At 38.5% G+C, this 26,212-nt stretch carries 17 protein-coding genes; 5 read left to right on the forward strand and 12 right to left on the reverse strand.

Annotation, left to right across the window (positions count from 1 at the left end):
* Positions 1-229: 229 nt before the first annotated feature.
* Together Q360_RS24665 and Q360_RS0110655 are read left to right on the forward strand one after the other, a co-directional pair.
* Complete coding sequence (locus Q360_RS24665) at positions 230-7,045, forward strand: BspA family leucine-rich repeat surface protein (RefSeq protein ID WP_051554662.1); 6,816 nt, start codon at positions 230-232, stop codon at positions 7,043-7,045.
* A 4-nt stretch (positions 7,046-7,049) separates the two neighbouring features.
* Positions 7,050-7,985, forward strand: coding sequence for a PorP/SprF family type IX secretion system membrane protein (locus tag Q360_RS0110655; protein ID WP_027077088.1), 936 nt, complete (start codon positions 7,050-7,052; stop codon positions 7,983-7,985).
* Positions 7,986-8,148: 163 nt separating this feature from the next.
* Here the strand turns inward: Q360_RS0110655 and Q360_RS0110660 are convergent, their stop codons facing one another.
* Positions 8,149-8,991, reverse strand: coding sequence for a pseudouridine synthase (locus tag Q360_RS0110660; protein WP_027077089.1), 843 nt, complete (start codon positions 8,989-8,991; stop codon positions 8,149-8,151).
* Between the two features lie 128 nt (positions 8,992-9,119).
* Here Q360_RS0110660 and Q360_RS0110665 point away from each other — a divergent pair, with 128 nt between their 5' ends.
* Positions 9,120-11,897, forward strand: coding sequence for an alpha/beta hydrolase family protein (locus Q360_RS0110665; RefSeq protein ID WP_027077090.1), 2,778 nt, complete (start codon positions 9,120-9,122; stop codon positions 11,895-11,897).
* Positions 11,898-11,904: 7 nt separating this feature from the next.
* Here Q360_RS0110665 and Q360_RS0110670 read toward each other — a convergent pair whose 3' ends face one another.
* The 4 genes from Q360_RS0110670 to Q360_RS0110685 all read right to left on the reverse strand — a co-directional run bounded on the left by Q360_RS0110670 (position 11,905) and on the right by Q360_RS0110685 (position 15,949).
* Complete coding sequence (locus Q360_RS0110670; protein WP_027077091.1) at positions 11,905-12,858, reverse strand: carbon-nitrogen hydrolase family protein; 954 nt, start codon at positions 12,856-12,858, stop codon at positions 11,905-11,907.
* Complete coding sequence (locus tag Q360_RS0110675; RefSeq protein WP_027077092.1) at positions 12,858-13,763, reverse strand: geranylgeranylglycerol-phosphate geranylgeranyltransferase; 906 nt, start codon at positions 13,761-13,763, stop codon at positions 12,858-12,860. The genes Q360_RS0110670 and Q360_RS0110675 overlap by 1 nt, the downstream gene beginning before the upstream one ends.
* Positions 13,764-13,778: 15 nt before the next feature.
* Complete coding sequence (locus tag Q360_RS0110680) at positions 13,779-14,717, reverse strand: mevalonate kinase family protein (RefSeq protein WP_027077093.1); 939 nt, start codon at positions 14,715-14,717, stop codon at positions 13,779-13,781.
* Positions 14,718-14,857: 140 nt separating this feature from the next.
* Positions 14,858-15,949, reverse strand: coding sequence for a diphosphomevalonate/mevalonate 3,5-bisphosphate decarboxylase family protein (locus tag Q360_RS0110685; protein ID WP_027077094.1), 1,092 nt, complete (start codon positions 15,947-15,949; stop codon positions 14,858-14,860).
* 81 nt (positions 15,950-16,030) lie between these two features.
* Between Q360_RS0110685 and Q360_RS0110690 the strand changes: the two genes are divergently transcribed.
* Positions 16,031-16,504 carry a TspO/MBR family protein gene (locus Q360_RS0110690; RefSeq protein ID WP_027077095.1) on the forward strand — a complete coding sequence of 158 codons (474 nt, stop codon included), beginning with the start codon at positions 16,031-16,033 and terminating at the stop codon, positions 16,502-16,504.
* Positions 16,505-16,541: 37 nt separating this feature from the next.
* On the opposite strand, the gene Q360_RS0110695 is transcribed toward Q360_RS0110690, so the two are convergent.
* The 7 genes from Q360_RS0110695 to Q360_RS0110725 form a co-directional block, all read right to left on the reverse strand.
* Positions 16,542-17,081 carry a DUF1697 domain-containing protein gene (locus Q360_RS0110695; RefSeq protein WP_027077096.1) on the reverse strand — a complete coding sequence of 180 codons (540 nt, stop codon included), beginning with the start codon at positions 17,079-17,081 and terminating at the stop codon, positions 16,542-16,544.
* A 6-nt stretch (positions 17,082-17,087) separates the two neighbouring features.
* Positions 17,088-18,365, reverse strand: coding sequence for a BaiN/RdsA family NAD(P)/FAD-dependent oxidoreductase (locus tag Q360_RS0110700; protein WP_027077097.1), 1,278 nt, complete (start codon positions 18,363-18,365; stop codon positions 17,088-17,090).
* Entirely contained in the window at positions 18,365-19,060 is a 696-nt protein-coding gene (locus Q360_RS0110705) for a glycerophosphodiester phosphodiesterase (protein WP_084273407.1), read from the reverse strand. Before Q360_RS0110705 ends, Q360_RS0110700 begins: the two co-directional genes overlap by 1 nt.
* A gap of 67 nt (positions 19,061-19,127) precedes the next feature.
* Entirely contained in the window at positions 19,128-20,906 is a 1,779-nt protein-coding gene (locus tag Q360_RS22970) for an alpha-amylase family protein (RefSeq protein WP_084273408.1), read from the reverse strand.
* Between the two features lie 105 nt (positions 20,907-21,011).
* Entirely contained in the window at positions 21,012-23,315 is a 2,304-nt protein-coding gene (locus Q360_RS0110715; protein ID WP_027077099.1) for a glycoside hydrolase family 65 protein, read from the reverse strand.
* A gap of 129 nt (positions 23,316-23,444) precedes the next feature.
* Positions 23,445-24,104, reverse strand: coding sequence for a beta-phosphoglucomutase (pgmB, locus tag Q360_RS0110720; RefSeq protein WP_027077100.1), 660 nt, complete (start codon positions 24,102-24,104; stop codon positions 23,445-23,447).
* 13 nt (positions 24,105-24,117) lie between these two features.
* Positions 24,118-25,140: a LacI family DNA-binding transcriptional regulator gene (locus Q360_RS0110725; protein WP_027077101.1), complete on the reverse strand. Its 1,023-nt coding sequence runs from the start codon at positions 25,138-25,140 to the stop codon at positions 24,118-24,120.
* Positions 25,141-25,502: 362 nt separating this feature from the next.
* On the opposite strand from Q360_RS0110725, the gene Q360_RS0110730 reads away from it, so the two are divergent.
* On the forward strand, positions 25,503-26,212 hold a 710-nt coding region (locus tag Q360_RS0110730; protein WP_027077102.1), incomplete at its 3' end, for a carboxypeptidase-like regulatory domain-containing protein.

Raw genomic sequence — 26,212 nt, forward strand, 5'->3', positions numbered from 1 at the left:
TAAAACAACTAACCCGTGTTCGATTCAATTAGACCTAATTCACCCAATAATCACGCTACACAAAACTACCCACTACAGCTGTGTAAATAGATATTCACTGAGTACGGGGAATACATTATGCAATGATATTTAGTATTTTGACGTCTTTATCTTACAATACGTATCTATAAAGAGGACACAGTGAAATATTCCTCAATACATTTCGTTGTTGACAAATATTCTTTTTACTATGGCCAAGCGACTTCTCATTCTATTTTTTATACTTTTTAGTGGATTTATTCATTCACAATCCTTCACATCTATTTGGAATACAATAAATACAAGTTCAGGTTCATCTGCTAATAATGAAGTTACGATTCCAACCAATCCTGCCTTTACCACATATAATTACACAATAAATTGGGGCGATGGTGATACGGACACCAACATAACCGGAGATATAACCCATGTATATGCGGCACCAGATACCTACACTATAGAAATAACAGGGATTTTTCCGAGTATTTATTTTAACGAAGCAGGTGATCGTAATAAAATTATTGAAATTTTAAGTTGGGGGAATATCCAATGGCAAAGCATGGAAAATTCCTTTTATGGTTGTGAGAACGTAAATTTTGATGCCATAGATGCCCCTGACCTATCACAGGTTAAAAGTTTAAAAAATATGTTCCGAGAATGTACTGCCTTTAATGGTATTGTTAATAACTGGGATATAAGTACAATTACAGATATTTCAGGACTTTTCGCAGAAGCATTTATATTCAATAGACCACTCGACGGTTGGAATACTATTAATGTTACCGATATGTCCTGGACATTTCATAGGGCAAGACAATTCAATGAGCCATTGGACAACTGGAACACTGCATCGGTGAACACCTTGGAATACTCATTTTCTGAAGCAGGTAGTTTCAATCAGAACATAAATAACTGGGATGTAACCCAAGTAACTAACATGTCCGGGACATTTAGTTACACTAGCAGATTTGATAGACCTTTGAATAATTGGGATGTCACTATGGTAACTGATATGTCAGGTATGTTTCAAGGTTCGGGATTCAACCAACCAATTGCCAATTGGGAAGTTGGAAATGTAACCAACATGTCGGCCATGTTTAGGGAGTCTCTATTTAATCATTCTATAGAAATTTGGAATGTATCCGAAGTGATGGATATGTCATTTATGTTCCACCGACATAGAACTTTTAACCACCCTCTAAACAATTGGGATGTAAGTAATGTAACTAATTTGGCAAGTATGTTCGATGGTTGGGCATGGGGCGCTATATACAATCAACCTCTAAACACTTGGGATGTTAGTAATGTAACCAACATGAACTATATGTTCAGGGAGAACTCAGAATTCAATCAAGACATAAGTGCTTGGGATGTTAGTGCAGTTACTAATATGCAAGGTATGTTTAGTGAAACCAATAGTTTTAATCAAGATATTAATGGTTGGGAGGTAGCTAATGTAACAAACATGGCCTCAATGTTTCAGGAGGCTGCTGTTTACAATCAACCTTTAGAGGCGTGGGAGGTAGGTAATGTTACCGATATGAGAAACATGTTTTATGATGCTCCTCTTTTTAATCAACCTTTGAATGATTGGGATGTAGATAACGTTACGAGGATGGATGCTATGTTCGGAGAAAACCCAGTGTTTGATCAATTACTAACTGATTGGAATACTGCAGCAGTAACGAATATGAGCGGAATGTTCCAAAACGCAGCTGCCTTTGATCAAAATCTAGAGACTTGGAGTGTTAGCGCCATAACCACTATGGTAAATATGCTTTCAAATTCTGGTCTTTCACAAGAGAACTATGATAATGCCTTGGTTGGTTGGGCGGCACAGACCGTAAGCTCAAATGTGAATCTAGGGGCAATAAACCTCAACTATTGTGACGGTAGGATAGCAAGACAAGATTTAATCGACAACCATAATTGGACTATTACTGGTGATATAATAAACTGTTCTTTTGTACTTTGCACCAGTTTAGTCTCACCATTAAATGGGGACACAAATGTTCCCGCGAGTGCTGACCTTACTTGGGAACAAACACCCGGCGCTACAGGCTATAGAGTTACTGTAAGAATTACACGAGATGGCGTGGACTCTACACCATTTGATAATTATAATATTGTTGGCGGAAATATTGTGGGTCTTAACCTTGAGACGCCTGCTGGTGAAGACTTGTTGGAATCAGGTGACGAAGTATTTGTAACGATTGTACCATATAACGATACAGATGGCCCCGCAGTAGGTTGTATCGAAGAAAGCTTCAGGGTAGTGCCAGCATGGGCAAATAGCCCAGAGGCGTTTAAACTGACCTATGACACTAGGCTTCAAGAAGTAAATCAAACTACCCCAATTAACCAATTAAGAATCCAAACAAGATCAGGCTTATCATATAACTATTCCATTGACTGGGGAGATGGACAATTTGATAATAACGTAGCAGGAGATATTACGCACACATATCTAGCTCCTGAAGTCTATACTATTAGTATTATCGGGGCGTTTCCCGCGCCAAGGCATGCAGATACCGATAGTGATTCTTTCAAGCTTACTTCTATAGATCAGTGGGGTACGCAACCATGGCAAAGTATGGACAGTGCGTTTGCAGGTTGTGAAAATATGGAATACAACGCAACAGATATACCAGACCTCTCTGTTGTTGAAAATATGAGGTCTATGTTTATTGTATGTCGGAACTTTAATGGTGATATTAATTCATGGAACGTTAGTAATGTTACCAATATGTCGGCCATGTTCGGCGTAACTTCTATTTTTAATCAACCTTTGAACAACTGGGATGTAAGCAATGTAACGAACATGGGGCTAATGTTTTTTAGAACACCAGTTTTTAATCAAGACATAACAAATTGGCAAACAGACAATGTTACAAACATGGCGAGGATGTTTGAAGATGCAGATGCTTTTAATCAAGCGATCAATAACTGGGACGTTTCTTCGGTAACAACCATGAATAAAATGTTCAATAGAGCAGAAGTTTTCAATCAACCTTTAAATAGTTGGATTGTTAGCAATGTTACCGATATGGCAGAGATGTTTAGTGGCACTCCTGTTTTTAATCAAAACATTAATAGTTGGAATGTGGGTAATGTTATTACAATGCAAAGCATGTTCAACTCTGCAGAAGAATTCAATCAGCCCCTAAATTCTTGGAACGTTGCTTCGGTGACAACCATGGCCTCCATGTTTTCTGACGCATCCGAATTTAATCAAACTTTAAGTAGTTGGAATGTTTCTTCGGTAATAAACATGTCTTCCATGTTCGATAGTGCAAGCCAATTCAATCAAAATATAAATACTTGGGACGTTACCAATGTTATAGACATGCGAAGTATGTTTATGAATGCTAGTATGTATAGTCAATCTATGGAAAACTGGGATGTTAACTCTGTCGTAAATATGTCCTTTATGTTTCAAAGGGCAGAAGCTTTTAATCAACCCTTAAACTCTTGGGAGGTTAGCGCAGTAGCCAACATGACCTCTATGTTTGAAAGTGCCTCGGTATTTAACCAACCTTTAAACTCTTGGGATGTTTCTTCCGTTACATTAATGAACTCCATGTTTGAAGACGCTATCATGTTTAATGGTGAAATAGGTAATTGGAACGTAGCATCGGTAACCACTATGGAAGCTATGTTCAAAGATGCAAGGCTCTTTGAACAATCAATAAACAACTGGAATACGGGCGAAGTCCAAAACATGCGAGAACTCTTTAACGGGGCATCAGCGTTTAATCAGGATATAAACAATTGGAATACTTCTTTTGTTACCACTATGGCATCCATGTTTGAAAATGCATTACTATTTAACCAGTCTACCAACAACTGGAACGTAGCATCGGTAACTACTATGGAAAACATGTTCAAAGGCGCAACTGTATTTAACCAAGATATTAATAGTTGGAACGTGAGAGGCGTTATTACTATGGAAGAAATGTTTAGTGGAGCTGCTACGTTCAACCAAAGTTTGAACAACTGGCGTATGTCAGGTGTAAGTAATATGGACTATATGTTTAGTGGCGCATCCGCTTACAATCAAATTATGAATCAATGGAACTTAGGAACCGTGAGTATGCGTTCCACTTTTTTTAATGCTACTGCTTTAAATCAATATTTGGGCGATTGGAATATTAGTGAAGTAAGCAATATGAGCGATATGCTGGACAACACAGCATTAGTAAGAGAAAACTATGACAACACGCTAATTGCTTGGTCAGAACAAACTTTAACAAGTGGTCTTACGCTTGGTGCAGAAGGCTTGCCATTTTGTGATGCCTTAGAAGAACGCCAATCTATGATTGATATTTATGGTTGGAATATTACCAATGATATACTTGACTGTCCTGTTCCGGAATGCACACAATTAACCTCGCCACTGAACGGAGATATGGATGTACCCCTAAACACAAATTTAACGTGGGAACCAACACTTTTTGCCAGGGGATACCGCTTAACAGTTGGAACTAGTTCTGGTGGAAATGATATTATCAACAACGAAACCGTCAACAACACCTTTTATGAATTTTCCGTAGATTTTAATACCGGCGATTCCGTCTATGTAACTTTGGTTCCTTTTAATGATACAGGAGACGCAGTAGGCCCATGTGCAGAAGAGAACTTTGATATATTAGGGAGTACTGCTACTATCCCAAATTGTACGAGTCTTACCGAACCCTTGAATAGTACCACCAATGTTGCTATAAACACGGACCTCAGTTGGAATCCTATTGCCAATGCGGATGGTTATCGATTGACCGTAGGAACAGCAACGGGAGCTGCAGACATTATGAATGGTGTGGATGTTGATAATGTTACTACATTTGAACTAACAGACGACCTACCAGAGGATACGGATATTTTCGTTAGCATAATACCATATAACGAGGTGGGTAATGCTATCTCATGCACAGAAGAAAGTTTTAAAACAGAAATAATTCCCGTTTCTCCCGCTTGCACTCAACTGTTAAGCCCAAGTAACGGCACTACAGGAGTACCTGTTGATAGTGAACTTAGTTGGAACGCCGTAGATGGTGCAACAGGTTATTTGGTCATGGTTGGTACTACACAAGACGGAATCGAAGTGGCAAATAATATTGATGTTGGAAACAACAACACCTTCAATTTTCCAGACCTTCTTCAGCAAAATAGAACCCACTACGTTACCATTATTCCTTACAACAATATAGGCGATGCTATGGGATGTTCAGAAGAAAGTTTTAGAACGGAATCTTCAACCCTTTCTGACCCTCCTGTATGCACAACGTTGAGTACTCCTTTGGGTAATACTACTGATGTACCTGTGGCAACAGATATAACATGGAATGCTGCGGCCAATACTACCGGTTATTGGATTTCTGTAGGCACTAGCTCTGGAACAAGCGACATCTACATGGGCGATGTAGGTAATGTAACTACCTTAAACCTAAACGACGACCTACCTGAAAATACAGAAATATTTGTAATCCTAACGCCTTACAATACGTTCGGTGATGCCGTTGAATGTTCCGAAGAAAGTTTTACTACCCTAAATAACACGAACCTACCTACTTGTACAAGCATAAGCAGCCCTCTAAACAACGAAAATAATGTTTCTGTAAGTTCTAATATTACCTGGAATGCTGCGACGGGAGCAACAGGGTATAGGTTGGCCCTTGGTACAACAGCAGCTGGCACAGATTTGTTTACAGGTGATGTAGGGAATGAGTTAGGTTATAATCCCACAACAGACTTTGAAGGGAATACTATAATTTTCGTAACTGTAGTCCCGTATAATTCAGATGGTGATGCCGTTGGATGTACCGAGGAAAGTTTTACTACAGAAAATGATGTTGACCTGATAAGCTGTACCATGTTAAATAATCCTTTAAACGCCGAAACTAATGTTTCCGTTTCTTCTGACATTTCATGGAATGCAATAGCCAATGCAACAGGGTATACACTTTCTATTGGAACTAGTTCAGGAGCATCGGATATCTTTACGGGGGACATGGGGAATACCTTGTCGTATGACCCAATAACAGACCTCATCGATAATTCAGAAATATTTGTTACGGTAATACCGTATAATACAGATGGGAATGTAACAGGGTGCACAGAAGAAAGTTTTATTACAGCAAACATCATCAATCTTCCTAATTGCACGAACCTAAGCAGTCCGCTGGCAGATACGTTGGATGTGCTGATTGGCTCCACTATTTCGTGGAACCCCGCAAACAGAGCTACAGGTTATCGACTTACTATTGGAACAAGTTCCAGAGGCACCGAAGTCTTTGCAGGAGATATGGGCAACACATTAAACTATACTCCTTTGACAGCATTGGACGAAAACACTATTTTCTTTGTTACGGTAATCCCTTATAGTGAAGATGGAGAAGCTACCGGTTGTACAGAGGAAAGTTTTATAACCGAAGAAATCATTGAAGTTCCAGATTGTACCATGTTAAATAGTCCATTAGCGAATGAATCCGGTGCACCGCTTTTTACAACAATATCTTGGAACGACATTACTAATGCTACTGGTTATTCGATTACTATAGGAACAAGTTCTGGCGGTTCGGAAATCTTCTCTGGCGATGTAGGTGATTCAATAAATTACCAACCGACTCAAGATTTTACAGAAAACACAGAAATCTTTGTAACTGTGATTCCTTATAACGAAGATGGAAATGCAGTTGGATGTACTGAAGAACGCTTTACTACAGCCATTGTACCTGACATCACGCAATACGGATTTTCACCAAACGGTGATGGTTTAAATGACCATTGGGTTATAGATGGTATTGAAGATAGTCCTGAAAATACTGTTTTGATATATAATAGATGGGGAGATATAGTGTTCCAAGTGCAGGGCTACGACAATGCCTCTAATGTATTCAGGGGTATGGCCAATAAAAAAATGAATATGGGTGCGAACGAACTTCCCAGCGGAACCTATTTCTTTAACATTCAGGTGTCAGGGGAACATAACCTCAAAAAAATACAGGGGTACCTAGTCATAAAGCGATAATATAATGAAGCAAATATCAACTTATATCGCTTTTATAGCGCTAAACTTACTTACGCAATTTGGTCATCAAAACCTAAATGCACAGCAGACGCCTACCTTTGGGGAATACAACTATAACCCCTACTTAATCAATACCGCCTATGCAGGTCTAGCATCAAGCACAGAGGTCACCTTGAACAATTCAGGCTTTTTTAACAATATAGAAGGCAGTCCCAAAAGTTTTGCATTAAGTATCCATAGCCCGTTCAATCGAGGTAAAGTAGGCCTCGGTGCAGGTTTCATTAGGGACGAAATAGGAGTAACTACGTCTACCAGCGCATTTGTAACCTATTCCTATAAAATTTTCTTCGATACCAAAAATAACAGACCGTATTGGCAAATATACACCCCAAATTCACTGTCCTTCTCCATATCTCCAGGTGTACAACAATATCAGGATAACCTTCTGGAGCTCGGCATTATGAACGACCCTAATTTTGCAGCAAATATAGATGCTACTATCCCTACGGTTGGCGTAGGCATCCTATTGAACCTCTCTAATTTTTATGTGGGACTTTCATCACCGAATATACTTGGGGACACTCTGGCCTCTAATGATGAAAACTTAGACCTATCGAATCCGTTTTATGGGTACTTGGGATACCGTTTCTTTTCCAACCAATTTGAGGATATCATGATTAAGCCCAGTGTACTGTTAAAGCGAGAAAACGGAGCACCCTTGCAGATAGATACAAACATATCCTTTAGCTACAAAAACAAGCTCGAGCTGGGTACAGGGTATCGTTCCAATTCTTCTATCAACCTATTGGCAGGCGTGTATCTATTAAAGAACATGAGGGCTATGTATAGCTATAATCTAAATTTTAACGATTCACCCTTAGGCAATACCCATGGTATTATCGTTAGCTACTTATTTGGTGATGGGTATGCGAGAGATTAAATTTTACTTCAAAAAAAATAACTGGTTAGGTATTTTTCTATTGGAATAGAAGGCATCCTAAAACTGTATAACACAGCTATTCTATTGTCAAACTATCTTTTTTTCAAGAAAAGCCTATGACTAGAAATTGCTGCGTTAGTGTTTAAAATTTTTGGGGGAAATACTACTTTATCATATTAAAATTGATAATTTCTTGATCAGTCAAGAAACGCCAATGTCCGCGAGGCAAATCCTTTTTAGTCAATCCACCATACACAACGCGATCCAACCTCATGATTTTATAATCCAATTGCTTAAAGAGACGTTCTAATATTTTGGCGCGTGAACTAAATATCTCTACGCCTACTTCGCGCTTTGGCGAATTATCAATATAACTAATGTCTTGCACCCGCACTACCTTTTCATCTACAGTTACACCTTCTTTTATCTTCTGAAGATCGGCAGAAATCAAATCCCTATCCAGCACCAAATGGTAAATTTTTCGGAGACCGTTAATAGGACTTTTTAAGCGTTTGGTAAGGTCTCCATCATTTGTAAAAACGAGTAATCCTGTATCCTCCTTATCTAACTTATCAACAGGCAATAATTTCGATTTTGAGGCATTGGATATCAAACCAGAAACATGTCTTTTACCCTTTTCATCCCTAATGGTAGTACTGAAATCCTTGGGTTTGTTCAACACCACATATTCCTTCTTCACCGGATTCAATAGGCGACCGTCAAATTTAACCTCATCAATAAGCTTTACTTTGTAACCCATTTCGGTAATGGGTTTACCATTAACCGTAATATTACCCGCAGCTATATAAATGTCGGCATCTCTTCGAGAACAAACCCCAGAGTTGGCCACATATTTATTCAAACGGATAGAATTAGGATCAGAGGCTTGTTTAGGAGCGGTGCTTTTTTTTATGGGAGCGTTGCCTCTAGCATAACTGTTCTTCTTAAAATTACCACCTTGTCTTCCCGATACCTTTTTACCTCTGTTAGAATCTTCCCTGCTCATAGTACTCATATTTGGTGTAAAGGTAGCAAAGCGTTCCATATCAAATTAATATTGTGGGTTTTAAATCGATATCCATCACCCTCCATTTTTCAATTATTTTCTATATTTAAGGAAATATAAAATCCATTATGATCAAAAAATCACTTTTGTTATTCATTGTACTCGTATCCGCATCCGTCTTTGCCCAAAAAAAAGTCTTGGACCATACCGACTACGAACTATGGAATACCATTCAAAACCCTTGTATTTCTCCTAACGGGAATTATGTCCTTTATGAAGTAGAGCAAGGGGAAAAAGATGCCACGTTGAGAGTGAAGGATGTCAAAGGAAAACTGATTTTTGAACATGAAAGAGCTGATAATGCAGCTTTTACCTACGATTCAGAGTTTGTGCTGTTTGCCATTACCGCTTGGAAAGACAGTGTCCGAGCTATGAAAAGCAGAAAGACCAAAAAGGAAGACATGCCTAAAGATTCCTTAGGGATTTTGAATTTAAGTACAAATGAGCTTACTAAAATAGCGCACGTAAAATCCTTTCAACTTCCAGAAAAATGGTCGGGCTATGTGGCGTATTACCTAGATGAAGAAAAGGACACCCTTGAGGGTAAAGTAGATAAAAAGGAAAAATTAAAAAAAGTAGACAAAAAAAATGGATACCATTTAGTACTACGGAATTTGAAAACTGGAAAACAGGATACCTTACATTATATAACCAACTTCACTTTTGCAAAAGAAGGGAAATCGATAGCCTATACCACCACCGGAAAAGCTAAAGGGGATGACTTCGCAGTTTATATAATGGATTTAGAAACCCAAACTAGGATAAAATTACATAGCGCCCAAAAAGCGAAATATTTTAATTTAAGCCTAAGCAATTCCGGAAACCATTTAGGTTTTGTTACAGATACAGACACGACCAAAACTCAAATTAGACCTAATGCACTATATGTATGGAACAAAGGAAACGAAATTGCCAAAAAAATAGTAGACCCTTCAACTGCGCCAGAGGACTATTTGGTTTCTGCCTATGGCAGTATCGAGTTCTCAAAGGATGAATCCAAACTATTCTTTGGTCTGGCAACTCCCCCAATTATAAAAGACACGACCCTTACAGAAGACGAAATTGTAAATGTAGAGGTGTGGACCTATGATGAACAAAGACTATATACGGTACAGGAATTACAATTAAAGAATGATTCCATTGCTTCCTACCGCACCGCAGTACATCTTAAAAGCAATAAAATAGTGCCTTTGGCTACAAGTGATTTTCCCAATACCGAATTGGGTGATGAGGGTAATGCTATCTATGCTTTGGTTAACACCACCCTTCCCTATGAACTCGAAAGTCAATGGACCGGTAGACGTGACAATGACTATAAACTGATAAGCACCAACTCCGGAGAAACCTTATTATCCTTGACTAAAGTGCCCAGAGTGCAGCTGAGTCCAAAGGCTCAGTTTGCTTATGGGTACAGTCGAACCGATAGTACCTGGATGAGTTACACGCTCCCTGATGGCAACGTAAAAGACTTAACCAAGGGAAAACAGTTTTTTAACGAGACGAACGATTCCCCTAATTTTCCCTCAGCTTATGGTGCTGCGGGATGGACAAAAAACGATGCCTATCTTATCCTTTACGACCGCTACGATATTTGGCAATTTGACCCCAATACGGGAGCAGGTACTAAACTGACTTCCGGAAGAGAAAACAAAACGGTCTACCGCTATGTTTCCCTAGATGATGAGCTACGCTACATTCCTTCGGATGAAAATTGGTTGTTGACCACTTTTAACGAAGACACTAAAGACGCTGGTTATACCCAGTACAATCCAAAAACTAGAAAAACAAAAACCTTGTTATCTAGTCCGCATCGCTATTCTACACCACAAAAGGCTTTATTGGACGATGCCTTAATTTACACACGTGAATCCTTTGCTGAGTTTCCAAACCTGCGCGTTTCTAATCTTGGTTTTAAAAAGAGCTTAAAATTAAGCGATGCCAACCCGCAACAAGAAGATTACAACTGGGGAAGCATAGCATTGGTGAACTGGATTTCTTTGGATGGAAAAGAACTTACCGGTATGTTGGTAAAGCCCGAAAATTTCGACCCCAATAAAAAATACCCAATGCTCGTCAACTTTTATGAAAAAAGTTCGAATGGTATCCACAGGCATAGAGCACCAAAACCAGAACGCTCCTCGCTCAACTATAGTTTTTATACTAGTAGAGGTTATGTCATCTTTAATCCAGATATAGAATACCGCATAGGCTATCCTGGGGAGAGTGCTTATAATTGTGTGATTCCCGGTGTCACTTCGCTTGTAGAAAAAGGGTTCGTGGACAAGGATAATATTGGTGTACAAGGACACAGCTGGGGCGGTTATCAAATTGCCTACCTGGTTACGAAGACCGATATTTTCAAAGCAGCAGAGTCCGGAGCGCCAGTACCCAACATGATTAGTGCTTATGGTGGTATTCGTTGGTGGACAGGCCTGAGCCGACAGTTCCAATACGAACATACCCAAAGTAGAATTGGTGGTACCCCATGGGAATATCCTGCCAGATATATAGAGAACTCCCCCATTTTTAATATTGACAAAATAAACACCCCATTGTTAATCATGCATAACGATGCAGATGGCCATGTGCCTTGGTACCAAGGCATAGAATTCTTTGTAAGCTTGCGCCGTTTAGGCAAGCCTTCTTGGTTCCTTAACTACAATGGCGAGCCGCACTGGCCGCTGAAAATACAGAATCGCAAGGATTTTAATATCCGTATGGCGCAGTTCTTTGATTATTATCTAAAGGACGATGCAAAACCCGTTTGGATGGAAAAAGGAGTTCCGCCCATTCAAAAAGGAATCAATCAAGGGTATGAGTTGATGCCTATGGAGGGAAGGAAATAACCACGTATTAATCATCGGTAAATCGCACTGTAGATTGGCGTTCCCTACTTACGGTAAGCTGCGTAACATCTGGTCTCGAATAATGTCCAACAGGGTCAAAATTCTGTCGTTCCTCATAAATGCGATTAAAATCTAATTCTTGGAATATGATGCCTTCTTTGTTAAGGACTGGAGGTACTATCCACTCTCCATCCGGACCTGCAATACAGGACCCTCCATTGGCCAATATTTCTGGTGCAGTTTCCAAAAGTTTTTCCAAATGTGGTGTTCCTTTTGGAAAATCATTTTTACGCATTAAAGCGGAAACAGAAATAACAAAACTCCGAGATTCCCTTGCGATAAATCGTGTAATATCTTTTGTATTATGTTCGCTTCCTGGCCATACTGCTACATGCAAGTTTTCTCCCTGACCATAAAGCGCGGCTCTAGGTAATGGCATCCAATTCTCCCAACAATTGAGTCCACCTACTGTAAATTGTTTCAAAGCATGTACTCGTAGTCCGTTACCATCACCTGGTGACCATGTAAGACGTTCATCATGGGTAGGTTGTAGTTTTCGATGAACGGATTTAATTTCACCACATTGGTCAATATAAACAAGCGAAGCATAAATACTATGCCCTCCTCGGTCTTTAGCTCGCTCCATTAGGCCCAAATAGATTGCCATTTTGTGTTGCCGTGCCAAAGCACACACATTGTCCAATTCACCAGCTTCAAGCTGAACAGCATTTCTAACATAATGTCCATGGAGTTCCTTATTCACCTGTAAATCCCATTTTGCGCCATCGGTCAACGCTAACCAAAAAGGATAGCCTGGCAAAAGGGCCTCGCCAAAAACTAGTAATTCAGCTTTTTCCTTGGCTGCATCTACAATGGTCCTTTCGATTTTGGCCAAGGTAGCCTCTTTATTTAACCAAACCGGTGCTATCTGCGCCAAGGCTACGTTAAGAATATTATCCATCATAAAATACGGTTTAAGACTAAATCTACATCAATCAAAAGAATCCCAAAAACACCAGATACAATAATAAACTTCAAAATATTATGCAGCCAGATATAATGTTTTCGAGTAGTAGCTCTAGGTAATAGCACCAAAAAGAGCAAAAGTAAGGCTACACAACTAATAAAGAAATAGTCCATATATCCAATATCGAATTTAAAAATAAGTAAAAGCGACGGTATCAGGGTCAGAAGTACTAGGATGCCAATTGCTATTTTAGAAACCTTTGGTCCATAAATAATTGGTATCGTCTTATAATTTTGCGCCATATCCCCTGGAATATTTTCAAGATCCTTTATCATTTCCCGAGCCAAAATCAACAGAAAGAGGAATAAAGCGTGGACAAAAATGACAGTTTCTAAATTTTTGTAATATACAAAAACTACAAAAAATGGGGTAATGGCTAAAATAGCCGAAACAAAATTTCCTAATAAAGGCACCTTTTTTAACTTGTGAGAATACAACCATATACCGAAGATATAGGCAGAGAAAAATAGTACTGCTCGAAACGAAACATAGCTCGCGGCGAAGACCGCTATAAAGTTGAGAATAAAATATGCACTTAATTTAAAGCGTTGACTTACCAAGCGATCCAACATACTCTTAGCAGGTTTGTTAATCAGGTCTTTTTCGGCATCGTAAAAGTTATTAATGATGTATCCGCTCGCGATTACCAGCGTAGAAACAAACACCAAAAGAAAAAGGTTAATATCAAGCGCTACGCTACGTGCAGGTAAGTCAGGTGCCAAAATATAAATAGCAGCCAAATATTGGGCGAGTGCTATGACTAGAATGTTGTACCCGCGAACCACAGAAAACAGACTCAATACTTTTAACAGCAAGAGTTTATTTTTTCTATTAAGCATGTAGTTTGGGTATCGCTAGAAATTATAGACCACTTCTAATTGGTAGTCCTTAAGTGCAGTTTTAGCCTTGTCTATATCCTCGGTAAAACCAAGAATATAACCACCTCCACCAGAGCCACAAAGTTTCAGATAGTAGTCGTTGGTATCAATACCTTGTTTCCAAAGCGCGTGAAACTTAGCGGGAATCATAGGCTTAAAATTATCTAATACTACATTGGATAGTTGCTTTAGATTTCCAAAGAGTGAGGTTACGTTTCCGTTCACAAAATCATCTACACACGCATCTGTATGTTTTATGAACTGATTCTTAAGCATATTCCTAAAACCTTCATTTTTCATTTTCTCCATGAATAATTGCACCATAGGAGCAGTTTCTCCCGTAGTACCGCTATCCAACAAAAAAACAGCACCCCTACCTTGGGTATGCTGTGAAGGAATATTTGCAGACTCTATATTATCTTGTGAATTAATCAAAATAGGTAAACTCAAGTAACTATTTAGTGGATCTAGACCCGAGGATTTTCCGTGAAAGAAAGATTCCATTTTACCAAAAATATCTTTAAGCGTCAATAATTTTTCCCTAGTCAGATTTTCAAGTACCGTTATCTTCTCATCTGCATACTTATCATAAATAGCAGCTACCAAAGCGCCACTACTGCCAACGCCATAGCCTTGAGGAATAGAACTATCAAAATACATTCCATTGGACACATCCTGTTTGAGTCTTTCTTGGTCAAAAGTGACTAAATCAGGTTCATCCTTTGATAATTGCTCCAAATACGTTGCAAAAGAAACTAAACTTCTATTTGAGTTTTTGGCTATGTCAGATAAATTGTTGTCTGACTTTAACGCACCATTATAAAAGTTATAAGGAATGGAAAGTCCTTTGGAATCCTTAATGATTCCATACTCTCCAAATAATAATATTTTAGAATAAAATAAGGGTCCTTTCATGGTACTTAAGTGACTGTATCCTGTAAAATGTTTTGATTAAAGATAACTTATCTATTGTGTAAATTTTATCTTTTTAATCGAAAACAACAAATAATATAGTTCTACAGTTGCATTAAAACGTTTGTTTCACGGTTTAATTATTAATTACTCATCAATAATCTTGCGCCAAAACCAATTTTGTCACAAAGATACTGCTGGTTTTGACAGAAAGCAATTAACTCATCGGTAATAAATTGAAACACTTCATCCTTCTCATTTTCTGGATAAAGCACATGCACATTAGCACCTGCATCTAAGGTAAAGCAAACATGGGTTTTTGAACGTTTTCTAAATGCCCATATCCGATTGATAATTTCTAAGGTATTGGGCTTCATTAATATAAAATAAGGATGACTAGTCATCATCATCGCATGTAAGGTCAAAGCCTCGCTTTCCACTATTTCAATGAAATTATCTAAATTACCCTCCTTGAAAATTAATTTTAATCGGGACAGATTCTCGTGTGCCTGCTTAAAACGCTGCTCGGCGAACGGATGTCCGTGCATTAATTCGTGCCCCACAGTACTGCTCACTTGTTTCTCCCCTTTATCAACCAACAAAATAGTGTCGTGAAATTTTTTAAAAATCGAATGCACTTCATGCGGATATTTCACACCATACAGATTGGAGCTTTCCAAGTTATCCTTATGAATTCCCCATTGCACCAAATCTCCCTCTAGGCTTCTACAGGCACTCCCGGAACCCAATCGAGCTAAAAAAGAAGCTTTTTTTGAAAAGAATTCAGTACTCATACCAGGACTCAATTCCCTTTCCAACGCCATTAAACAAAGAGCCAATGCAGACATACCACTGGCCGAGGACGCAATTCCACTACTATGTGGAAAAGAGTTGGATGTTTCTATTTTAAAATGATAATTCCTTAGAAAAGGAAGGTACAGTTCTACCCGTTTAAAAAAAGTTTCAATCTTAGGTCTGAAGTCCGGTTTGGCCTCGCCCTCAAAAAACAAATCAAAAGAAAAGCTAGAAGCGGGTTTTAATAACTTCTCAAACGAAACGTAGGTAGTGGTGGCACAAGCGTCCAAAGTAAAGCTGATAGAAGGATTCGCCGGAATCTGATTTTCTTTCTTTCCCCAATACTTGACCAAGGCAATATTACTAGGAGATTTGTAACCCACTTTACCTTCTGATTTTACACGGGAATATGGGGAAGGAATAAAATCTTTTTCGGTCATGTATACACTACTTTGTGCAAAGATAGTTTTTACCAGCTTGTATAAAAATAAATCCTTATTTTAGGGAAAATACGCCACAGTTTGAAAAGAAAACTTACCTATATCGCTATTTGCGTTTTTATCTGCCTTATTATTGGTTTTCTTGCCAGCGCAGCAACGCAGAGTTCCGTAAATACATGGTTTGTAACACTAAATAAACCAAACTTCAATCCACCAAGCTGGCTTTTCGCACCAGTATGGACAGTACTATACATTCTCATGGGAGTTTCCGCAGGTTGGGTTTGGGCAAAGGGCTTTCATCACAAGTGGGTTAAAACAGGCTTATACTACTTTGGTTTTCAACTACTTTTAAATGCATTCTGGAGTATTGCCTTTTTTGGATTGAGAAATCCCTTTTTAGCCTTACTGGTCATCCTAGCACTTTTGTGTATGTTATTCTTAACTATAAGAAGGTTCTATGTAGTCAGTAGAGTAGCTGCCCTACTCCTTGTTCCCTACTTACTTTGGGTGTGTTTTGCGACGGCTTTGAATTATAAGATTTGGGAGTTGAATTGACGTTAAACCAAAATTAAAAAAGCATCCCGCCATCAAACTAATCTACCAAAGCCAGCACTTTCTGCATCGTCCTATAATTTCGAGCTGTAGCAACAACTTTCAATTTGGTTTCAATGACATTATTATTGAGTTTGGCTTTACCATATCCGTTTAGGCATAAGAGATAAACACAAGCATCAGAAACTTGAAACTGTTCGTTGGGATAGGTCAGTGCTTTAAAAATTTTTAGTAATTCTTGTCGCGGTGTTTCAAATAACAAAACAAAATAGCTTTTATTCGAACTGATTTGCGTTTCATGATTATAGGGACTCTGGGATAAAACAGACTCCAATTTCGCTGCGGTCATGACCAGAACTGGAACGCTACATCCAAAAGTATCTTGAATCGTTTTTTCGATTAAGGTAATGATTACATTGGTAGAACTCAACCCAGCTTCAAATACCACATTACCACTTTGGATGTAGGTTCTAACGTTCTTAAAACCAAAACTTTCTAGAGCTTGACGCAATGCTAACATTGGCATCTTGTTTCTTCCACCTACATTGATTCCCCTTAAAAAAGCAATGTACGTTTGCATACTCGCTTATTTATTTAGGGTTTCGTTGTGTATAATTCCTTGCGCTGCCAAATATCCTCCGGTCCAAGCGTTCTGAAAATTGAAGCCTCCGGTTATGGCGTCTACATTAATGATTTCACCCGCAAAATAAAGTTGTGGTAACAGTTTGCTTTCGTAGGTTTTAAAATTGACCTCCTTAAGCTCCACACCTCCTGCAGTTACGAATTCTTCCTTAAAGGTACTCTTTCCGTTTACTTGAAAAACACACTGCGTAAGTTGTTCCGCTAGTTCCTGTAATTGCTGTTTGGATACATCTGGCCACGTTTCCGTGTCTTTTATTCCCGCAGCGGCAACCAAGTTCTTCCAAAGTCGTTTGGGGATTTCCAATACTTTGGTTCGCAGCACCGTTTTGCGTTCCACCTGTTTTACCTCCATAAACAAATCCACCAATCCATTTTGATGGTATTCAGGTGCCCAGTTCACGGAAATTTTAAATCGATAATCATATTCCTTTAATAATCGGGCTCCCCACGCTGACAGTTTCAAAATAGCAGGTCCACTCATGCCCCAATGGGTAATCAACAAGGGACCTTCGGAGAACAAAACGCCTTCTTTTATATCTTTGGACTTAAGTTTCTGATGCTTTCCCTTTTTATCCAAAACGCTCACCTCGGCCACTGTACTCAGTCCAGGAATATCGGAAATACGTTCATCGGAAATATTAAAAGTAAATAAGGATGGAGCAGGTGGAACAATCGTATGCCCCAATTGATGTATTAAATTCCACATTTTGGGATTGCTACCCGTGGCCATGACCACATAACGAGTCTTAAAAGTGTTTTCATGAGTCACTACCTCCCAAAAATATTCAGTGCCGTTATCTATCCGTTTAATTCCAGTAACGGAACAACGGGTATGAAGAGTTATCCCTAAACGATCCGCTTCTGAAGTAAAGCAATCGATAATGGTCTGGGAAGAATTACTGACCGGAAACATTCTGCCATCATCCTCTATTTTTAGTTCGATACCACGTTCTTCGAAAAAACCTACGGTGTCGCCACTTGCATAGCTGTGAAAAGGACCCAAGAGCTCTTTTTCACCTCTGGGATAGTTTGTACTAAGTTCTTTAGGGTCAAATTGCGCATGGGTGACATTGCAGCGACCACCGCCAGAAACCTTTACTTTGGTAAGCACTTCTTTGCCTCGCTCCAAAATAGCGATATTTAGGTTTGGTAAACCCTCAGCTATATGTATGGCCGAATAAAATCCTGCTGCACCACCTCCTATTATAATAATATCGTGCATTAGTACACGCGTTCCGGAAAATTGGTAATGATACCGTCTACACCCATATTTTTCACAGCTGTAATATCACCTGGTTCATTCACCGTCCATGTGTAAATCTTAAAACCTGCCTGCTTTATTGTCGCTACTACATCTGTATCTAGATTTTTAAAATTTGGGTTTATAGCAACCGCATTCAATTCTGTCCCAATTGCAAGTGCGTCCAACGGATTATCTTCTATTAAAATGGCAATAGCCACGCTATTGTTTAATTTTCGCAATGTTCTTAGTTCTTCCCAATTAAAACTGGAAACGATAAAATTATCGGAAGACCATCCCCTTTTTTCTGTATAAAATTTAATTGCTTGGTTTACCTTGTCCGCAGTATTTGCACCCTTGAGCTCAATATTCAAGACTACTTTATTATCGATTAATTTTAAAACATCTTGAAGCATTGGTATTTTATGACCCCCATCCAATGTTAATCGACTTAAATCGGAAATATTAAATTCCTCTATGTTCCCAGGACCGTTCGTTAGTCTATCTACGGTTTGATCATGAAAAACTACAACCTCTCCAGTACTGATTTTAAACACATCGATTTCAATCATATCAACACCAAGATCAAGTGCTTTTTGAACAGATGCCAGGGTGTTTTCCGTTTCGTGGCCCATGGCACCTCTATGACCAATCACTAAAGGTTTTTTTTCTTCCATACAACCCGCTAAAATTAACAAGGGTAAAACCCAAAATAAACACTTACATCGTTTCATTCAACTAAATTTAATTCACTTCAAAAATAAAGGATTCCAATGGATTTATATCTACCCGAAATTTGCCTATTCCATTTTTTACTTTTAAAACGTGTTCGCTACCGTAAAGAATATCAGTAATTGGGAAGTTCCCTTCCGATAGGGCCCATTTTTGAATGATTTCTTCAGGAACTTGTAACTCGAAGCCAAAGATATCGTTCGCATGAAAATTAGAAACCACAATCAATTTCTGCGTATCGGACCAACGCACATAAGAAAGTACATAATAGTTGTACCATTCCGTATGCTCCCTATTGTAAAAATGAATGTCTTGATAGTAGCCCATCAAAGCTTCGCTAGAAATAGTAAAATTCAACAAACGTCTATAAAAATCGCGCAGTCCCCTTTCATCTTCAGTTAATTGACCGCCATCGAATTTTTTATCGTTCACCCATCGTTGGAAAATAGGCACACCAATATAATCAAAAATAGAAGTTCGTGATGGACTCCCAAAGCCAGCTTTTTCAGCTCCAGCTTCACCGACTTCTTGACCAAAATAAAGCATCGTAGGTGACGTACTCAGCGTGGCTGAAACCACCATGGCAGGCATAGCAAGTTCTGCACTACCTGCAAATTCTGGACTAGCGATACGCTGTTCGTCATGATTTTCTAGAAAATGAAGCATGTTGTGCTCTATGTCCTTTAATCCGTTTTGAACTACGGGAATATGATCTGTCCACCCGTAGCCTTGCATGATGTGTTTTATACTATCGTAAAGCTCTACTTTATCGTAGAGGTAGTCCATTTTTCCCTTGTGAATATATTCTCGGTATAAATCTGGATTATATACCTCAGCCAGTAAAAAAGCGTGAGGATTTTTTATTTTGATACTGGAATTCATATAACTCCAAAACTCAACCGGTACCATTTCAGCCATATCGTAGCGAAAACCATCTACACCCAAATCCATCCAATACAAAGCAATATCGGTAAACTTGTTCCAAGAATCAGGAACCTCTTTGTCCTTCCAAAACTTAAAATGGGCCTCCACATCTTTTTCTAAAAACTCTTGAGGAAGTATATCAAAGTCTACGGTACCGTCTGGGTTCACTCCATAATTAATTTTAACGGTTTCATACCAATCGTTGTAATCGGGCTGCACCAGTCTAGACCCGTTACCCGTCCATTTTGCAGGAACTTCGATAAACTTGGAATTGACCAAGGTATCTTGTTCACCTCCCAATGGCACATATCCATTGCGCCACTCAGGCACCTTAAAAGTACTTCCTGGGATATAATAAAAATTATTATTCTTATGGTATACACTGGTTGTATAATCATTTGCGCCAAAATCCGAAACTCCTTCAGGATTAGTCAATCCTTTATAACCACGTGCCACATGATTGGGAACGATATCAATAATGACCTTCATCCCATTTGCATGGGTTCTTTTTATCAATGCCTTAAACTCCTCCAGCCTATTTTTTGGGTCTACTGCAAGATCTGGGTTTACATTATAGTAATCCTTTACTGCATAGGGCGAACCTGCCCTACCTTTTACGACATCAGGGTGATCGTTTGAAATACCATATTCAGTATAGTCATTAATTACGGCATGATGCGGCACTCCGGTATACCAGATATGGGTAATGCCCAAATCCCTAATTTGTTCTAAAGCCTCGTTGGTGAAATCATTGAACTTGCCAACACCGTTCTCGTCTATAGTACCCCAAGGTTTATTGGTGGTATTCGTATTCCCAAACAAACGGGTAAACACTTGATAAACTACAATTTTTCTATCTTTACTCATGATATTAATAACCGATTTTTTAGCCTTTTATTCACATGAAAAGCTGGCCAATACTACAAAGCACAAAATATCATACATACTTTTCGCGGCATCCTATTTTAACTATTAAACGATGACTATCTTACCTGGCAAGAGTGTAATGCGTTCCTCATTTACCCTTATAGACATTTCATTTGTACCGCTAAGTTCAAAACTTGTCTTGTCCTGAGTAACAACAACCTTTATAATTCTGTTTCTAAAATTAACCTTAAAGGAATAGGTCTCCCACTGGCTGGGAATTTGAGGCGTAAAAGATAGTTTATCCTCTAACACTCTCATTCCTCCAAAACCTTCTACAATACTCATCCATGTGCCAGCCATAGAGGTAATATGTAGCCCTTCCTCCACTTCTTTGTTGTAATCATCCAAATCTAATCTGGAGGTGCGCAGATAAAATCTATACGCCTGTTGCATTCTGCCTAGCTTTGCAGCCTGTATGCTATGAACACAAGGTGATAAGGAAGATTCATGCACCGTAAAAGGTTCGTAGAAATCATAATGCCGTTCCAATTCCTCCTTTGAAAAATGATCTTCAAACAGGTAAAAGCCTTGTAATACATCTGCTTGTTTGATATAGGGAGAACGTAGAATCCTATCCCAACTCCATTTTTGGTTAATTGGACGTTCGGTTTTTGGCAAATCTACCACCTTTATCATTTCCTTGTCCAAAAAACCATCTTGCTGCAAATACACCTGCTGCTTTTCTGAAAACGGGAAGTACAGATTATCCGCTACTTCTTTCCAATGCTCACATTCGAAATCGGTTAACTTAGTCTTTCCTATAATACGACTATAATCTTCCGAATAACCATCTTTTACCTTGCCTAGCTGCTCGAGGGTGTAATTGATGCACCACTTGGCCAAGTAATTGGTATACCAGTTATTGTTTACATTGTTTTCATATTCATTAGGCCCTGTTACGCCTAACATCACATACTTCCCTTTTTCTTTAGAAAAATTGACCCGCTGGTGCCAAAACCTTGAAATACCTATGAGCACTTCTAATCCCATTTCGGGTATGTAACTATAATCGCTCGTATATCTGTAATAATTATAGATGGCAAAAGCGATGGCACCGTTCCTATGTATTTCCTCGAAGGTGATTTCCCACTCGTTATGACACTCTTCACCATTCATGGTTACCATGGGATATAGCGCAGCACCGTTCGAAAATCCTAATTTTTTAGCATTCTCTATTGCCTTTTCTAAGTGATTATAGCGATATTTCAATAACTTTCTCGCTACGGTGTCATCCTTAGTAGTCATGTAAAACGGAAGACAATACGCTTCGGTATCCCAATAGGTGCTACCACCGTATTTTTCTCCTGTAAATCCTTTTGGGCCTATGTTTAATCTGGAATCTGTTCCCAAATAAGTCTGATTTAGTTGAAATATATTGAAACGTATTCCCTGTTGCGCCTTTACATCCCCTTCTATAGTAATGTCGCTCATTTGCCAGATGTTGTTCCAAGCTTTTTTCTGCTTTTCCAATAATTCAACAAAACCTAATGCACTGGCTTTATCCAAAACTCTATTTGCTGCGTCCACCAGATGACCCGATTTATGGTTACGGGAAACGGTATAGCCGCCAAATTTTGTTAAGGTTATAGTTTCGCCGGCTTTCACTTTCTGTTTAAAAGTAAAGGAAACAGTGGTTTCCGTTTCTGCACCTACACCCCCGGAAACAGCCTCACCCTGATAATCCAAATACGCTTGCATAAACGTACAGGTTTCAAAATTAGTCTTCATCGTATGTGCGGAAATAAATGCACGATTATCAGTAAAACTTATGTTAGTCGTATTCCAAAATTTATCGTCCCAATTACTGTCCTCATTTGTAATTCCGCTATCCAAATAAGGTTCAAAAGTAATCTCAGCGTCTGTATTTAAAACCTTGAGATTATAGGAAATCGCACCTAGTTCATCCAAATCTAAACTTAGAAAACGCAGAATCTCCGCCTGTACTTCCAACCCATTTAATAGGGTTACAGTAAAGGTTCTTTTATACCAACCTTCTTGCATATTCAATTCCCTACGGAAATTAGACACCTTTTTACATCTGTTCAAATCTAGGACCTCGCCGTTTACCGAAACACCTATTCCTATCCAATTAGGTGCATTCAAGACTTTGGCAAAATATTCCGGATACCCATTCTTCCACCAACCTACCCTAGTTTTATCGGGATAGTACACGCCTGCAACATAACTCCCTTGGAACGTTTCTCCAGTATACATTTCCTCGAAATTGGCCCGTTGTCCCATAGCGCCGTTTCCGATACTAAAAAGACTCTCAGAAGATTTAACGCGACCCTTCTCAAAACCCTCTTCTATAATAGACCAATTGTCTGCTTTTATATAATTTTGATTCATGTAATTTCTCTTTTATTATAATTTCTCAACCATACTACATTTATTTCAGTAAACCTTTCTGATAGCACAAAGGGAGAGAAATTTTTTATTTTACTTTCTTTTTAATCCTTGTTATATAAAGCATGGTATTTAGGTTAGGGCTCTCAGCCCATCCAAAAACCCTGAATCCATTTCTGTGAAATCATTGAAATTATGCGCTGCTTCGAATAAAATTTGATTATCTCCTATACCTACACTTATCATTCCCGCAGCATTAGCGGCTTGTATTCCTGCAACAGCATCCTCAAAAACAACACCATCTAAAGGATTTACCCCTAAATTTTTGGCGGCAATCAAAAAAACCTCTGGGTCCGGCTTCGCTTTTGTTACGTTATTACCATCCACTATAGCATCAAAATAATGCAGAAGTCCCACCTTTTCCAAAATAGGCCTTGCGTTCTTGCTAGCAGAGCCTAATGCGATAGGCATATCCCTTTCCTTCAAATACTTAAGAACCCTTGGAACATCAGGTAAAATTTCGGAGGCATCCATATTTTCTATGTACTCCAAATAATCTACATTCTTATCTATCATCCACCTATCAAACTGTTCATGGGTCGCGGTAACATCTCCAATATTTAACAAAATCTCCAAACACCGTTTTCTACTTACGCCTTTAAAAAGCTCGTTCTGGTCATGTGTAAAGTCAAAACCCAATTCATTAGCTAACTTTCTCCAAGCTAGGTAATGGTATTTGGCAGTATCTACAATAACACCGTCCAAATCGAAAATAAATCCAACCTTTCGCATCTATTCTAAAAAATTAATTGATTGTTGATTCCCTTCTGATTATGGTAGCAGATATGACCTCTGTGGAAAAAACTTCCTCTTCTTCATCAAAATCATTTTCTATCTTTTCGATCAGCAACTTTGCAGCAACTTCTCCCATTTTATCGCCGTGTTGTGCCACGGTAGTTAATTTGGGCTCAGAATATTTAGACAGTATCCCATCTGTAAAACCTATAACAGATATATCCTCAGGTATCTTCAAGCCCATCTTTTGAACCAAGCCCATACAGTGTATTGCAAATATTTCGTTTACAGATAAAATAGCATCAATATTATTCGCGACCAAAAAAGATTCTATCCCATTAACATCCTCGTTATAAGGCAGCCTTAAAATTAACTGCTCATCAATGCTTATGTGATGTTCCTCTAACGCTTTCCTATAACCAAGTTCTCTGGAACTACTTACACTAAAAAAATTATCCGTGGTAAGTAAAGCAATGCGCTTTCTCCCTTCGGCAATTAAACTATCAGTAGCCTCATATGCAATCTCAGCATCGTTCAACACTACCTTATCACAGCGTATTTCATCAGTTACCCGGTCAAAAAGTACTAATGGGATACCTTGCTCTGTAACCTCCTTAAGATGGTTAAAATCCTTCTTTAATTGAGTCTCCCCCGCCAAGGCCATAATAAACCCATCTATACTCCCATTGGCAAGCATCTCCATATTAATGACCTCACGATCAAAGGACTCGTCAGACACGCAAACAATTACATTGTATCCATGTTGATTGGCGTATTGTTCAATACCCCTAAAAACCGTAGTAAAAAAATGATGGACAATATCAGGAATAATCACCCCAATATTTTTGGTACGCTTATTCTTTAGACTAACAGCAATATTGTTAGGCTTATAATTATAGAGTTTTGCAAACGCCTGTATCTTATCTTTAGTATCCCTACTTATTTCGCTACTATTATTAAGCGCTTTGGATACTGTAGATATCGAAACCTCTAATTCACGAGCAATATGCTTTAAAGTTATTTTTCTTTTCAAAACCGAAGGTAAAAATTAAACTAAGTATTAACCAAAAAGTCAATTTAATGACTGGAAGTCAAAGTACGCTATTTGAATCGGTATTTATTAATACAGCCTTAAAAAGTATAAAATGTTAAAAATATTAAGAAAATAAAAAAGTGCTATCTTTATAATATATTCAAATATCACAGTTTTTTTAGGCATTAATTATGAATCCTATAATTCAATAATAACTCAATTAGTAAACTCTCAAAATATAAAAGTTATTAACACGAAAACGGTTTCGCTATTTTCAATTGTAGCATTCTGTCGTATTTAACAAAATATTTACATACTTTTCTTTTTTGATTTAATTAACTCAACTTAAAAATTAATTATTTATGAAGATTACACTATTAAAAAGTCTGGCATTTGTCGGGGTATTTTTATGCTTTGGATTATTGCAGGCACAAACAATCAATGGTACCGTCTCCGACGCCACAGGCCCATTGCCTGGAGCTAACGTGCTGGTAAAAGGAACAACAAATGGAACACAAACTGATTTTGATGGTAACTACACTATCGATGCCAATGCAGAGGCAACTCTTGTTTTTAGCTATATTGGTTACAAGACCGCTCAAGTTCCTGTAAGTGGACAGACTAATATTGATATTACCCTTGAAGAGGATGCTAGCAAACTAGACGAAGTTGTTGTTACTGGTTACGGTTCACAGGCCAAAAAGGATTTGACCGGTGCAGTTGCTGTAGTAGATGTAGATCAACTACTTGCTGTACCAGCAACAACGTTTGCCCAACAATTACAAGGTAGGGCTGCCGGTGTAAATATTGTCAACGATTCACGTGCAGGTGGTTCAGCTACCGTGCGTATTCGTGGTTTTGGTTCTGTAGGTAATAACGATCCTCTATACATTATAGATGGTGTGCCTTCCACAGATCCAGGAAACATAAACCCGAATGACATTGAGTCTTTACAGGTACTAAAAGATGCATCAGCTGCATCTATTTATGGTTCTAGAGCGGCAAATGGTGTAATCATCATTACCACTAAAAAAGGAAAGATGGGAAAACCATCTATTTCGTATAATACGTT

It is taken from the genome of Maribacter antarcticus DSM 21422 (assembly GCF_000621125.1).
GTDB classification, from domain to species: Bacteria; Bacteroidota; Bacteroidia; order Flavobacteriales; family Flavobacteriaceae; genus Maribacter; species Maribacter antarcticus.